At 38.3% G+C, this 13,906-nt stretch carries 15 protein-coding genes and 1 pseudogene; 11 read left to right on the top strand and 5 right to left on the bottom strand.

The genetic code is table 11. The features are described 5' to 3' along the window. Nucleotides 1–259: 259 nt before the first annotated feature. From cccA to NSS70_RS14280, 3 genes are all read left to right on the top strand, one after another. Nucleotides 260–625 (top strand): cytochrome c550, encoded by a 366-nt coding sequence (gene cccA, locus NSS70_RS14290; RefSeq protein WP_063388055.1) that lies wholly within the window; start codon nucleotides 260–262, stop codon nucleotides 623–625. Between the two features lie 89 nt (nucleotides 626–714). Then, complete coding sequence (locus NSS70_RS14285) at nucleotides 715–1,425, top strand: tRNA (adenine(22)-N(1))-methyltransferase (RefSeq protein ID WP_327873393.1); 711 nt, start codon at nucleotides 715–717, stop codon at nucleotides 1,423–1,425. Continuing rightward, nucleotides 1,426–2,547: a Nif3-like dinuclear metal center hexameric protein gene (locus NSS70_RS14280; RefSeq protein ID WP_130156324.1), complete on the top strand. Its 1,122-nt coding sequence runs from the start codon at nucleotides 1,426–1,428 to the stop codon at nucleotides 2,545–2,547. 62 nt (nucleotides 2,548–2,609) lie between these two features. On the opposite strand, the gene NSS70_RS14275 is transcribed toward NSS70_RS14280, so the two are convergent. Next, nucleotides 2,610–3,557, bottom strand: coding sequence for a 4-hydroxy-3-methylbut-2-enyl diphosphate reductase (locus NSS70_RS14275; RefSeq protein WP_130156326.1), 948 nt, complete (start codon nucleotides 3,555–3,557; stop codon nucleotides 2,610–2,612). Nucleotides 3,558–3,661: 104 nt separating this feature from the next. Beyond that, nucleotides 3,662–4,177: pseudogene (gene vrrA / locus NSS70_RS14270) on the bottom strand (VrrA/YqfQ family protein); the annotation flags it as partial. A 123-nt stretch (nucleotides 4,178–4,300) separates the two neighbouring features. Here vrrA and NSS70_RS14265 point away from each other — a divergent pair. Together NSS70_RS14265 and NSS70_RS14260 are read left to right on the top strand one after the other, a co-directional pair. Continuing rightward, nucleotides 4,301–5,602: a DEAD/DEAH box helicase gene (locus NSS70_RS14265; protein ID WP_063388060.1), complete on the top strand. Its 1,302-nt coding sequence runs from the start codon at nucleotides 4,301–4,303 to the stop codon at nucleotides 5,600–5,602. A gap of 23 nt (nucleotides 5,603–5,625) precedes the next feature. Then, nucleotides 5,626–6,519 (top strand): deoxyribonuclease IV, encoded by an 894-nt coding sequence (locus tag NSS70_RS14260; RefSeq protein WP_066247561.1) that lies wholly within the window; start codon nucleotides 5,626–5,628, stop codon nucleotides 6,517–6,519. Between the two features lie 38 nt (nucleotides 6,520–6,557). Here the strand turns inward: NSS70_RS14260 and NSS70_RS14255 are convergent, their stop codons facing one another. Further along, a complete protein-coding gene (locus NSS70_RS14255; RefSeq protein ID WP_063388062.1) occupies nucleotides 6,558–6,824 on the bottom strand; it encodes a DUF2624 domain-containing protein in 267 nt (88 codons plus the stop codon). Nucleotides 6,825–6,970: 146 nt separating this feature from the next. Here NSS70_RS14255 and NSS70_RS14250 point away from each other — a divergent pair, with 146 nt between their 5' ends. The 5 genes from NSS70_RS14250 to NSS70_RS14230 all read left to right on the top strand — a co-directional run bounded on the left by NSS70_RS14250 (nucleotide 6,971) and on the right by NSS70_RS14230 (nucleotide 10,627). After that, nucleotides 6,971–7,852 carry a YitT family protein gene (locus NSS70_RS14250; RefSeq protein ID WP_063388063.1) on the top strand — a complete coding sequence of 294 codons (882 nt, stop codon included), beginning with the start codon at nucleotides 6,971–6,973 and terminating at the stop codon, nucleotides 7,850–7,852. A gap of 114 nt (nucleotides 7,853–7,966) precedes the next feature. Beyond that, entirely contained in the window at nucleotides 7,967–8,725 is a 759-nt protein-coding gene (locus NSS70_RS14245) for a metal ABC transporter ATP-binding protein (protein ID WP_066247563.1), read from the top strand. Between the two features lie 15 nt (nucleotides 8,726–8,740). Next, nucleotides 8,741–9,580, top strand: a complete 840-nt coding sequence (locus NSS70_RS14240) for a metal ABC transporter permease (RefSeq protein WP_063388065.1) — start codon at nucleotides 8,741–8,743, stop codon at nucleotides 9,578–9,580. Next, nucleotides 9,577–9,999 carry a Fur family transcriptional regulator gene (locus NSS70_RS14235; RefSeq protein ID WP_339210120.1) on the top strand — a complete coding sequence of 141 codons (423 nt, stop codon included), beginning with the start codon at nucleotides 9,577–9,579 and terminating at the stop codon, nucleotides 9,997–9,999. The genes NSS70_RS14240 and NSS70_RS14235 overlap by 4 nt, the downstream gene beginning before the upstream one ends. A gap of 241 nt (nucleotides 10,000–10,240) precedes the next feature. Next, nucleotides 10,241–10,627, top strand: coding sequence for a hypothetical protein (locus NSS70_RS14230; protein WP_063388067.1), 387 nt, complete (start codon nucleotides 10,241–10,243; stop codon nucleotides 10,625–10,627). A 35-nt stretch (nucleotides 10,628–10,662) separates the two neighbouring features. Here the strand turns inward: NSS70_RS14230 and ispG are convergent, their stop codons facing one another. Together ispG and NSS70_RS14220 are read right to left on the bottom strand one after the other, a co-directional pair. Then, the gene (gene ispG / locus NSS70_RS14225; RefSeq protein ID WP_094246222.1) at nucleotides 10,663–11,769 is read right to left on the bottom strand and encodes a flavodoxin-dependent (E)-4-hydroxy-3-methylbut-2-enyl-diphosphate synthase; all 1,107 of its coding nucleotides are present in this window, start codon (nucleotides 11,767–11,769) and stop codon (nucleotides 10,663–10,665) included. 95 nt (nucleotides 11,770–11,864) lie between these two features. Continuing rightward, nucleotides 11,865–12,167, bottom strand: a complete 303-nt coding sequence (locus NSS70_RS14220) for a hypothetical protein (RefSeq protein ID WP_063388069.1) — start codon at nucleotides 12,165–12,167, stop codon at nucleotides 11,865–11,867. A gap of 494 nt (nucleotides 12,168–12,661) precedes the next feature. Here NSS70_RS14220 and NSS70_RS14215 point away from each other — a divergent pair, with 494 nt between their 5' ends. Then, nucleotides 12,662–13,876 carry an MFS transporter gene (locus tag NSS70_RS14215; protein WP_339193073.1) on the top strand — a complete coding sequence of 405 codons (1,215 nt, stop codon included), beginning with the start codon at nucleotides 12,662–12,664 and terminating at the stop codon, nucleotides 13,874–13,876. Nucleotides 13,877–13,906 lie beyond the last annotated feature (30 nt).

Below are 13,906 nucleotides of genomic sequence, written 5' to 3'. Positions count from 1 at the left end.
TAAACGCTAACAACAATAACTATTTGTACTATATTTTACTGAATCTTCTTTCATTTTGCAAATGACATTTGTTGAAAAAACATAAGATCTTTTTAAATTGTTTTTTTGTCTAATTCGTGAACATCACAAGGAACTTATATAGAAAGACTTTTCCTTCAAAGAAAATTCAAGTACAATAGAGATTGTTTAGGTTAGTTTCAGCTCGTCCATGTTGAGCGAAAAAAGCAAATGTACGGTTATACATAAGGGAGGTTACAAAATGAATCGTAATCCGCTTATTCCATTTGCATTAATCATTGTGTTTGGAATTGGACTAATGGTTGCATTTTCTTTCATCGGACTGGATAATATGAAAGAGATGGCTGAAGAAAAAGAGGGGGGCGGACAAAAAACGGAAGACGTCGCTAATGCAAAGCCGGAGGATATATTCAAGCAAAGCTGTGCAAGCTGCCACGGTCAAAACTTTGAAGGCGGAGCAGGTCCTTCATTAAAAGGTGTTGGCGACAAATTGTCTGTTGATGAAATTAAAGAAACAATTAAAAACGGCCGCGGTGCGATGCCTGGCGGGCTAGTACCTGAAGAAAAGCTTGATGAAATGGCCGAATGGGTTTCTAAAATTAAATAATAAAAAACATATTGGTTGAAAAGTCTTCCTTTTGGGGGACTTTTTTCGTATTTTCATGTTTACCAAATTGGAATAAAGGGTGAAATAAATTGAACAGTGTCCAACTTTCAAAAAGACTGTCGGCTGTGGCAGAATTTGTTCCGAATAATCAGGTGACAGCAGATATTGGATCAGATCATGCATATTTGCCATGTTATTTAGTGCTTGCCAAAAAAACAGTGAAAGCGATTGCCGGTGAAATCAATGAAGGCCCTTTTCAAGCGGCAAAAAAACAAGTGGAAAAAAACGGGCTCCAGCATGTAATTTCCGTTCGGAAAGGGGACGGATTGTCCGTATTACAAAAGGATGAGGCAACATGCATCACGATCGCTGGCATGGGCGGCTCGCTTATTAAAACGATTTTGGAGGAAGGAAAAGAGAAGCTCGGGAAGGTTGAACGGCTTGTACTTCAGCCGAATATTCATGCAATTGAAGTTCGAAAATGGCTGATTGACAATGGTTGGGAGCTCGAAGGAGAAACAATTCTAGAAGAGAGCGGAAAAATATATGAGGTGCTGTCCGCTAAGCGTGGAAATGCAATGAAACCGTACGAAGATTTGCCATTTGAAGCAGCTTTGTTAATGGGTCCATTTTTGTTAAAAGAAAAGAACAACGTTTTTTTTAAAAAATGGAAACACGAGCTTTCTCATCGGAAGGACATTCTACGGCAGCTGGAGCAATCCAACGGAAATGAACAGCTTATGCAAAAAAAAGAAGAAATAAAAAAGGTGATCGAGATCATTGAGGAGGTCATAAAATAAATGAAGAAAATCGCTAACGGCCAACATATTATTCAATTATTTGAACGGTTTTCTCCAAAGCATTATGCATTGGAAGGAGACAAGATCGGGCTGCAAATCGGCACATTAAACAAGCCTGTCCGAAAAATTATGGTCGCTCTGGATGTTTTGGAGGAAGTCGTTGATGAAGCAATCAATCAAAAGGTTGATTTAATTATCGCTCATCATCCTCCCATTTTTCATCCTTTAAAGCATATTAGAACAGATGATCCGGCAGGGCGTATTATAGAAAAATGCATCAAGCATGAAATTGCCGTTTATGCAGCCCATACAAATTTGGATGTGGCTCCAGGCGGAGTGAATGATCTTTTGGCCGACCGCTTACAACTGGTGAATCAAAAAATACTTGTCCCAACTTATCAAGACCCATTAAAAAAGCTTGCTGTATTTGTACCAAAAGACTATGAGGGGGACGTTCGGGAGGCGCTTGGCAAAGCGGGTGCTGGATTTATCGGCAACTACAGTTATTGCACTTTTTCCTCGGCAGGAACAGGAACATTTTTACCTTTGGAAAATGCAAATCCCTTTATCGGAGATACTGGAAAGCTTGAAATGGTTGAAGAAGTCAAAATTGAAACGATCTTCCCGCAGTCAATCCAAAAGAAAGTCATTCAAGCGATGTTGAAGGCGCATCCTTATGAAGAAGTTGCTTATGACATCTATCCATTAGAAAACGAAGGGAAACAGCTAGGATTAGGGAAAATTGGAGAGCTTGAAAAAGAAATGACATTGAAGGAATTTGCAGAGCATGTTAAGAAAGCTTTAGAAGTGGAAAAAGTAAGAGTAGTAGGGGATTTACAGGCAACTATAAAAAAAGTAGCCGTTTTAGGCGGAGACGGAAATAAATACATTTATCAGGCAAAAATGAGAGGCGCAGATGTTTATGTAACTGGTGATGTATATTACCACACAGCTCACGATGCTATGATGCTCGGCTTACATGTAGTTGATCCAGGTCACAACATTGAAAAGGTGATGAAAGAGGGAGTGGCGGAAAAACTAACAAAGCTGTGTGCTGAAGAAAATCTGGAAGTAGAAATTATTCCTTCCCGCGTCCATACAGATCCGTTCAAGTTTCTATAATTAAAAGGGGGATCAGTCCTTTTTAGTGGACCGATCCCCTTTAATCATTAAAAAGGTTTTGTCTATGATTTTTTGACTTTTACCTTTGGCAATATTTTTTCAAGAGGGACATTTGAAGTTAAATCCCATGTTTCTGGATTTTCTGGATCATAATTCTCCAAAAATCGAATGACCTCTTTGACAATCGGCGTTGGGGTTGATGCACCGGCTGTAACGGCAACTTTTTTAACGTCTTTAAGCCATTCCAGTTTGATTTCACTTACATTCGCCACGCGATAAGCTTTCGTGCCCGCAATCTCTTCAGATACTTGCGCAAGCCGGTTTGAATTGTTGCTGCGCGGATCGCCGACGACAATGGTTAAATCAGCTTCTTTTGCCTGTTCGGCCACAGCTTCCTGGCGAACTTGTGTTGCGAGGCAAATTTCTTTATGAAACTCGACATGCGGATATTTTTCCTTCACTTTTTCCATTATATCAGCTACGTCCCATTGGCTCATTGTTGTTTGGTTCGTAACAATGATTTTGTCGTTGGAAATATCGAGCTCTTCAACATCGTTGACAGTCTCGACTAAATGAACGATATCCGGCGCTACACCTACTGCTCCTTCCGGTTCCGGATGCCCTTTTTTTCCAATATAAATGACGTCATACCCTTCTTCTTTTTTTTGCTTAATAAGTTCATGAGTTTTTGTGACGTCAGGGCATGTAGCATCGATCGTGACAAGCCCTTTTTCCTTCGCTATTTTGCGCACTTCTGGCGAAACGCCGTGAGCAGTGAAAATAACGGTTCCTTTATCGACTTTTTTCAAAATCTCAAGTCGATTTTTTCCGTCTAACGTAATAATCCCTTCTTTTTCAAAGGCATCTGTTACATGTTTATTATGAACGATCATTCCTAAAATATAGATCGGTCTAGGCAGTGATTTATCCATTGCTGCATTTTTGGCTATCACCATTGCATCAACAACACCATAGCAGTATCCTCGAGGGGAAATTTTAATAACCTCCATGTTTTTTCCTCCTGATATTTAGTAAAGGAAAATAAAAAAGCCGTCAAGCGGCTTGACTATCTAACATCATTATACCTAACATAGAGGAAGAAAACAAAACACAATTAAATATAAAGCTTAGGTTTTGATTCGCCCGACGTATTTTCATCTGAAGGGCTGTCATCGGCTGTCTGTTCCTTCAATCTTTTAGATGACGAATTTTCTTTTATATCATCTTCTTCGCTACTGTCTGTATCAGCATTTTTCAATTCTCTATAAATTTTGAACATTGCCGGGAGATTACGAATCAGAGGACCGTATTGCTGAACCATCGGTGTGACTTGCTGAGCGACACCGAGAACTTTTTGGACATTCGTCAACATGTTTGAAAGATTGGCAGGGTTTGTTAAACTTTGAACAGCACCGCTTGACGGTATACTTCCTGCATGCATTGTGCTCGATGGAAGAAAACGCGAAAAAAGCGATTGTAATCCTCCCCTAGGCGGAACCGGCCATTGCTGAACAGGTGGCTGCCCCCAAAAAGGATGGTAGCCTCCGCCAAAAAAAGGGCGGATCAATGGCTGCTGCCGGAAGGGAGGAAAAGCTCGATAAGGATGCATAAACTTTTCCCCTTTCTTTTGCTGTTTTACCTACATTAAACTATGCGGCGTTTTAGGAAAATGTTTTATTAAAATTGGAGTTTTTCCATTATATTGTTTATAATCAAAAAATGGGTTGATTGATTATGAAGGAGTTGTTTTGCAATGGCAGCTGACTTTAAAGATTTTCCATTTCAAGATTTTATTATAGATGCCGTTCAGTCGTTAGGTTTTAAAGAACCGACTGAAATTCAAGCACAAATGATCCCAATCATATTAAGAGGAGCAAGTGCCATCGGCCAATCACAAACAGGTACAGGCAAAACACATGCTTATTTGCTACCGTTAATCAACAGTATTTGCGGAGAGGAAAAGCGTGTTCAAGTTGTTGTTTTAGCACCGACGAGAGAGCTCGCGACTCAAATTTACGAAGAAGCGTTAAAAATCATAAAATTCGCCCCGCCGGAAAAAGAATTACATGCAAAACTTTTTATTGGCGGTACAGATAAAATGCGGGCGATCGAAAAGCTAAAAACTCAGCCCCATCTTGTGATCGGAACACCTGGCAGAATTCTTGATCTTGTCAAGGAAGGGGCGCTAGATTTATATTCGACAAAAAGCATAGTTGTGGATGAAGCCGATTTAATGCTTGATTTAGGCTTTATTTATGAGGTCGACCAAATAGCTAGCCGCATGAAAAAAGAACTGCAAATGCTTGTGTTTTCTGCCACCATTCCTGAAAAATTAAAGCCTTTTTTAAAAAAATATATGGAAAATCCTGAGTATGTTCATGTATCTCCAAAACAAGTACATGCCAAAAACATCACGCATGTCCTTGTTCCGCTGAGGCATCGAAACAAAATAGATCTTTTATACAATATGGTAGTTTCCTTAAACCCTTATTTAGCGTTAATTTTTGTGAATACAAAAGCAAATGCCCAAGATGTGGCATACGGTCTTGCCGAAAAGGGATTAAAGGTTGGGCAAATCCACGGCGGTCTTACCCCGCGTGAACGGAAAAAAGAAATGCGTCAAATAAAGGATCTTGCCTATCAAGTTGTAGTAGCAACTGATTTAGCTGCAAGAGGAATTGATATTGAAGGTGTTTCCCATGTAATCAATGCCGAGCTGCCGACTGATTTAGATTTTTATATTCACCGAACCGGAAGAACGGCTCGGGCTGGCTTTTCAGGATTTGCCTATACAATCTATGAAGACGATGATGAACAAATGCTGCAAAAGCTTGAAAAAATGGGGATAATCTTTGAAAATCGAGATATTGAAAACGGAATATGGAAAACGCTCGATGACCGAAATCGCAGACAAAAAAGAAAAAAACAACCAATGGAAACAAACGCGTTTATCGGAATCATCAAAAAGCCAAAATCGGTAAAACCAGGATACAAAAAAAAGATGAAAGAACAAATCGAAAAGCTAAAGAAAAAGCAAGCAAGAAAAAATAAATAAAAGGTTGTAAGGAGAGGAAAAACATGTTAAAAATTGGCTCGCATGTATCGATGAGCGGCAAGAAAATGTTGCTTGCTGCAAGTGAAGAGGCAGTTTCATACGGCGCTAATACGTTTATGATTTATACAGGAGCCCCGCAAAACACGAGAAGAAAAAAAATTGAAGATTTAAATATCGAAGCAGGTTTGGCGCATATGAAAGAGCATGGCATCGAAGAAATTGTCGTTCACGCACCATATATAATTAACATTGGCAATACAACAAATTTAGCGACCTTCCAGCTTGGCGTTGATTTTTTAAAATCGGAAATTGAACGCACGGAAGCAATCGGCGCAAAACAAATCGTGCTCCATCCGGGAGCTCACGTTGGAGCCGGTGCAGAAGCCGGAATCAAAAAAATTATTGAAGGTTTAAATGAAGTGCTGGAGAGGGGGCAAAAAGTGCAAATCGCCCTTGAAACGATGGCCGGCAAAGGTTCAGAATGCGGAAGAACGTTTGAGGAGCTTGCGATGATCATTGATGGTGTTACCTACAATGAACATTTGTCCGTTTGTTTCGACACTTGCCATACTCATGATGCCGGTTATGATATTGTCAATGATTTTGATGGGGTTTTAAATCAATTTGATAAAATCATCGGCATCGACCGTTTAAAAGTTGTTCATATAAACGACAGCAAAAATCCGCGCGGGGCCCAAAAAGACCGTCATGAAAATATCGGATTCGGCCACATAGGATTTAAAGCAATCAATTATATCGTCCACCATCCGCAATTAAAAGACTTGCCAAAAATTTTAGAAACTCCGTATGTCGGTGACGACAAAAAAAATAAAAAGCCGCCTTATAAATTTGAAATTGACATGCTGAAGAATAAGACGTTTGATGAAAATGTTTTGGAAAAAATAGCGAATCAATAAAAAAGAATAAGCTCCCTTTTTTAGGGAACTTGCCTTTTTTATTTCCAATTGCCATTGAAGAATTGCAAAAATAATTGATTTGCTTTTTTGGCTGTTTCCGGCGAAGTGATTTTGGCAATTTGTTTTAACAAAGCAATTCTTTCTTCTTCATGAAACACGTTGATTTTTTTTCCCTGTACGAGTTGAAGCAGCTGTTTTGCTTCGTTAATCGAAATGGATATATCATATTGCTTTGCATATGACACAAGTTCTTCAGGTTTTAAACTGTTAATTTTTTGTTGAATAATTTTTTCAAATAAAATCAAAGATCTCGCCTCCCCTCTTATTCGTATGAACAGAGGGGGAGATAGTTGCCTTTTTTTAAAAAAAATGGGTGGAGAAAATGACATAAATATCGTCTCAGCAAAATTTTTATAATACAATATGATTAAAAAAAAACTAGGAGGACGAGATGAGTAAAAAACATCATAAAAAAGAAAGCTTAAGACACATCATTTATCGATTGTTAATGATTGTGATTGGAGCTGTTCTGGCAGCCGTAAGCATCGAGCTGTTTTTAGTCCCAAATCATATGATTGATGGCGGTATCATCGGCATTTCGCTTATTTTAGACCACATATTTTCGAATCATATTAAAATCATCAATTTCGCAACATTAGTTATTGTGTTAAACCTTCCTTTTATGTATTCCGGTTATAAGCAGATTGGGAAGACATTTATGTTTTCGTCCATATTTGGCATCATTTGTTTGGCCATTGCGGAAAGGCTGGCCCATGATTTTGAGGCCTTTACAACAGAGCCTTTGTTAGCCACTGTATTTGGTGGTTTTTTGCTCGGTGCAGGAGTGGGACTTGTCATCCGACACGGAGGATCTCTGGACGGGACAGAAATTTTAGGAATTCTTTTAACGAAAAAAATTCCCTTTTCCGTTGGTGAAATCGTGATGTTTTTGAATATTTTCATTTTTGGAAGCGCAGCGTTTGTCTTCGGGATTGAGCAAGCCATGTATTCCATCTTTACATATTATATTGCCTTTAAAACAATTGATGCGGTTGTTCAAGGTCTTGATGAAACAAAGGCCGCCATCATTATATCTGATCATTACGATGAAGTGTCTGATGCCATATTGTCACGCTTAGGACGCGGAACGACAAAATTAAAGGGAAAAGGCGGATACACGGATACGGAAAAAGACGTCATTTATGCAGTTGTTACAAGGCTTGAAGTGGCAAAATTAAAATCGATTGTACATGAGATTGACCCGAACGCGTTTATTACCATTATGAATACACAAGAAACGAAAGGCGGAAAATTTAAATCTGCCATCCATTAATCAACACATTGAAGTAGAGGGAGAACACATTTTTCTTTACAAATGTGCTCTTCTCCTGTATACTTTAATGATAAAAATAAATCGTAATGATTCCTAATTAAACAGGTGAGAAGCATGGGGGAAAAAATAGTAGAAGTAAAGAACCTTTTTTTTCAATATGAGAGAAAATATGTGCTCGAAAATATCAATATTTCCATTGAAAAAGGAGCATTTTTAGGTTTAGTTGGGCCGAACGGCTCCGGAAAATCGACATTATTGAAATGTCTGCTTGGGCTTTTAAAGCCTCAGAAAGGGACGATTCATTTATTTGGTGAAGATATTCATCAATTTAACGATTGGCATAAAATTGGCTACGTTTCTCAAAAGGCAAACAGCTTTAACTCTTCGTTCCCAGCTACTGTTTTTGAAGTAGTAGCGAGCGGCTTGACTCCCAAACTCGGTTTGTTTAAAAAAATGAAAAAAGCTGATCGGGAAAAGGTAATGGAAGCGATCCGGGCAGTTGGAATGGAAAAGGCAGTTCACCAAAATATCGGTGAGCTTTCAGGAGGACAGCAGCAAAGGGTATTTATTGCTCGCGCACTTGTCAGTGAACCTAAATTATTGATTTTAGATGAACCAACTGTAGGTGTAGATAGTCAGACAGTCAATCATTTTTATCAGCTTTTGCATCATTTGAATAAAGAATTGGAAATCACATTAATACTTGTTACCCATGATATTGGAGCTATTACAGATAAAGTTACGCATGTTGCTTGCTTGAACAAACAACTTTATTTCCATGGAAATAAAGACGAATTTGAACGCCTGAAAGAAACGGAATTGACCTCATTGTACGGGCATCCAGTTCAGTTAATAACGCATGATCATGAGTAGATGGAGGAAATGAAGATGTTTAGCAGTATTTTACAATTTGAGTTTTTGCAAAATGCATTTCTTTCAGGTATTTTAATCGGTTTTATCGCACCTCTTTTAGGTGTTTTTGTGGTGGTCAGACGATTATCACTAATTGCAGATGCACTGAGTCATGTGACCTTGGCTGGAATTGCGGGCGGTCTTTTTTTATCTTCAAAAATATCCTTCTTTTCTTCATTGAATCCAATTTATGTAGGAATGGGTTTTTCTGTTTTAGGCTCACTTGTGATTGAAAAGCTGCGAGCTTTTTATAAATTTTATGCGGAATTGGCCATTCCGATAATCATGTCGGCTGGGATCGGTTTTAGCGTTGTATTTATCTCTTTAGCAGATGGGTTTAATACAGATCTTTTTAATTACTTATTTGGAAGTGTTAGTGCGGTTTCCAGGACGGATTTATATATTATTACTGGTGTTGCAGCATTGGTTATTTTATTGATCGTATTGTTTTATAAAGAATTGTTTTTACTGTCGTTTGATGAAGAATATGCATCTGCTTTAGGGCTGCCGGCAAAAGGCTTGCATCTTTTGTTTATTTTAACAGTTGCCCTAGTGATAAGCGTTTCCATGAGAGTTGTTGGAATTTTGTTAGTTTCCTCGCTTATGACCCTTCCTGTTGCTGCAAGTATTAGAATAGCAACCGGTTTTAAAAAGACAATTTTTCTTTCCGTTATAATAGGAGAAGCTTCCGTTTTAATCGGTTTAGTATTATCTTATTATTTAGATATTGCTCCGGGAGGAACAATTGTCATTTTAGAGGTATTGGCTTTGATTTTTTCCATTATTTTGTCAAAAGCTAGGAGGGGCAAAATATGAATGTCGAACAAGCTTTACAATATTTAAAAGAAAAGGGATATAAATATACATCCAAAAGGAAAGAAATGCTTCAACTAATTGCCGATTCTGATAAATATTTGACAGCTAAAGATGTTTTGGAAAAAATGAATAAGCGCTATCCCGGTTTAAGTTTTGATACGATTTATCGGAATTTATCATTGTTTGCAGAGTTGGGTATATTGGAAACGACAGAGCTTTCAGGTGAAAAGCACTTTCGCTTTCATTGTGACTTAGGACATCATCACCACCATTTTATTTGTATGGAATGCGGAAAAACGAAAGAGATCGAATCATGCCCAATGAATACGATAGAGGAGTATTTGGACGGATATAAAATTAATGGACATAAATTTGAAATTTATGGGTTATGCCCGAATTGCCATGAACGAACCTTGTGAAATTTGATCACAAGGTTTGTTTTTTTATGGGAATTCGTGATAAGAAGGGATGAACTCGAGTTTTGTCATTTCTTAAAAAAAGAATAAAATTTCACAAATAGTAAAAAAATAAAGGATCAACATATTGCTTCCCGTCCTCTGATCCAACATTAGATCCTATTTGAAAACATTTCCATAATAATGGGAATTGATTTGCTTATACTATAAATGCTCCTATCTTTTGAAAGCGAGGGATATGGCAATGGCAAACAAAAATTTCCCACATGCCGGCAAATCAACTGAAATAAATGCCATTCAGGAAAACCGAAATTTTGAAAACCGGAATAATGAAAACCGAGATTATCTAGAAGAAACCGCAGCAGAAGCTGGAGCAGTTGAATCTAGAAATACAAATGAAACATATAATTATAATAATGACGCCGATGAAGCTGGCGGCCGCAATTTAGGATGGCTGGCGCTGGCACTATCGATTATTTCTTTATTTGTTTTGCCCGTTTTATTAGGAGCATCGGGTATCATTATAGGGTTTATCGCCCGTCGGCGCGGTGCGGAAAATCTGGGAGCATGGGCGATCGGAATAGGTATCGTTTCCTTGCTGCTTGGAATTTTCGTATTACCGTTTTTTTAACAAAAACAAAAAGCTTGGGGCATCTGCTCCAAGCTTTAAACTTTTTCCTTTTCTTGTTTTTTGAAATATTCTTCAGCGATTAAATCCACTTCTTTTTTTAATTCTTCGACCATTGTTTCTTCCGGAACTTTCCGAACAATTTTTCCTTTTCTAAAAAGCAATCCTTCGCCTCGTGCACCAGCAATTCCAATATCGGCTTCTCTCGCTTCGCCTGGACCGTTTACTGCGCATCCTAAAACAGCTACTTTGATTGGCGCACGAATTTTTGAAATATATTCTTCGACTTCATTCGCGATTTTAATGAGATCTATTTCAATTCTTCCGCATGTAGGGCATGAAATAAGTGTTGCTGCATTGGCAGCCAGGCCGAATGATTTCAGCAATTCCCGGGCAACCTTCACCTCTTCGACGGGATCAGCGCTTAATGATATACGCAAAGTATTGCCGATGCCTTTGCTTAAAATGGCTCCAAGGCCGGCAGCGCTTTTGATTGTCCCCGCAAACAAAGTGCCAGATTCGGTAATCCCTAAATGGAGAGGATAATCAAACGCCTTTGCAGCTTTTTCATATGCTTCGATTGAAAGCCGTACATCAGACGCTTTTAAAGAAACGATAATATCGTGAAAATCAAGATCCTCTAAAATTTTTATGTGATGCAATGCACTTTCAACCATTCCGTCAGCAGTAGGATAGCCGTACTTTTCTAAAATCCTTTTTTCAAGTGAACCGGCGTTTACTCCAATTCTGATTGGAATGTTTCTTTCTTTCGCAGCCTTCACAACGGCTTCTACTTTTTCCCTTCGCCCGATGTTCCCCGGGTTAATCCGTATTTTATCTGCTCCGCCTTCAATCGCTTTTAAAGCGAGCCGGTAATCGAAATGTATATCGACAACTAGAGGAATGTTAATGCGTTTTTTGATTTCTGGAATTGCATTTGCAGCCCGTTCATCAGGACAAGCAACACGAACGATTTGACAACCTGCTTCTTCCAGTCTGTGAATTTCTTTTACTGTGGCTTCAACATCATGCGTTTTCGTTGTGGTCATGCTTTGAATGACTACTTCATTATTTCCGCCAATTTGGATGTTGCCTACTTTGACTGGACGTGTTTTCGTACGATGTGTGATTTCGCCCACGTTTATCGCTCCTTAAATATAAATACGTTTGATGGAACATTTGCCATCCTATGATATTGTACCAATCATAGCCAAGCAATGACAAGAATTAAAAACTTTAACTAATTGTTATATAAGGGGAATTTGTATGTTTTTCCTGCTTGTATACTGTACACATCTTCATTTGAATTTAATTCCCCAAAATCTTTAATAATCTCTTCAATGCTTGCTGGAACAGGCTTATTGTGTATTTTTTCAACAATGGAAAGAACCGTATCTCCTTCCTTCACTTTTACCTCCATAAATTGTTCTTCAGCATGCTGTTCATTTTGTATGGAAGATACAGGTAATGTACCGTTTTTTAAATCATAATAAATAACAAAACTGAAAAAGATAACTAGTAAAGCGGAAAATAAACGTTTCATCTCTATGTTCCCCCGTTTTGTTCTTTATTAACATATATGTTTTTTTATGTACAAACATACCAATTATGTCTTTGCTGGCATACACAAGTGAAAAGTTAGCAAGTTCGGAGGACCTGGGGAGAAATCAACATCTCTTTTCTCGCTTGAGACAAGCTGCTGAAGCTGTTGCAAAGCGAGTTCGCTGCTTTTTTCGATCTTTCTTCCTTCTCAAATGGAAAATTTATACAGATTAAAGCTTTCAGGCAATGCGGGCTCAAATTTATGAATTCAGATCCTTTCCAGCTATTCTTTCCGAAAATATGTTCAAGCTGAAGCCAGTGCCTGAATTAATGCGAGAGGGAAGCTCAGTTAAACCTAAAGGGTAGAAGGGGCTGCTTTACGATCGAAGAGCATTTTGAAAACGTCCAAAATATTCTTCGGTTTAACGCATTCCCTGCTGTCAACAATGAATTCATGCATCAATTCGAAATTCGAGTAAACGAAGGGAGATAAATATGAGAGAGCATATCATCATTATGTTATTAGGGATGCTTCCGTTTATGATGGTGCTAGGGAATTCGATGCTGATCCCGATATTGCCGGAGTTTGGACAAGCGCTTGAAATTACAGCTGCACAGACGAGCTTTATTTTAAGCATATTTAATATACCTGCAGCGATCATCATCCCAATCGTAGGTTTCCTTTCCGACCGTTACGGCCGAAAAACATTTATTTTATGGTCGCTTTTATTGCTGATCATAGGGGGGGCTATCTGTTTTTTCAGCGGTTTTGTCAACAAATCTATTGCTTTTTGGACATTGTTAGCTGGACGTTTGGTGCAAGGGCTTGGCACAGGAGGAATATCGTCTCTAGCCATGTCATTAGCAGGAGACATGTTTACGGACGAAAAACGGGATCGAGCTCTTGCCGTTTTAGAAGTGTTCAACGGAACTGCAAAAGTAGCCGCTCCCATTTTAGGGGCTTTGTTAGCCCTTGTAGCATGGTATTTTCCATTCATTCTTTTCCCTATTATTGGAACTCTCTTGCTTTTTTTCATTCTTTTTTTTATAAAGACTTCTCCATCAGGCGAGGAAAAAATATCGCTTCACGAATATGTGCAAAGAATAGCTGATGTGTTAAAGGTGCAAAAAGTGCGATTGTTATCTCTTTACCTGTATGGCGGTACAAGTATGTTTTTGCTTTTTGGGCTGCTGTATTACTTAGCCTATTTAATTGAAGAGTTATATCATATCGATGGATTCTTTAAAGGATTTGTATACTCTTTTCCGTTAGGCGCATTATCTATATCGTCTTATTGGACAGGAAAGCGATTGGACTATGTAAAAAACCGTTTTCTTTTTTTATTGGTAGGGATGTTCATGACGTTTTTATCATTTTTCAGTTTTTTGATTTTTCAACAGTTTTCGCTATTTTTGTTTTTTATCACTATTTCATTTGGCGGCTTAGGTTTTGTGCTGCCGGTTATTAATTCGTTGATTATATCAAGTGTTGATGATGCAGAAAGAGGGATTGTAGTTAGCTTATACGGGATGGCGCGTTTTTTAGGGGTTGCGCTCGGACCGGTTGTTTTTAGCTTGTGGATTGGCAATGAACAGTTGTTGTTTAAGCTTTTATTTTTTATGTTGTCGCTCGTTCAATGTTTACTCCTATACGTATTTAAAAATGATTGGAAAATAGTATGTAGCAAAATGTGGAGGAATTTACAATAAAAATAAAAAAACTTTAAATTCCCTTAATAA

The organism is Aeribacillus sp. FSL K6-2848 (assembly GCF_038004325.1).
Classification (GTDB): Bacteria; Bacillota; Bacilli; order Bacillales; family Aeribacillaceae; genus Aeribacillus; species Aeribacillus composti.
This window is presented reverse-complemented; position numbering and strand designations above follow the sequence as displayed.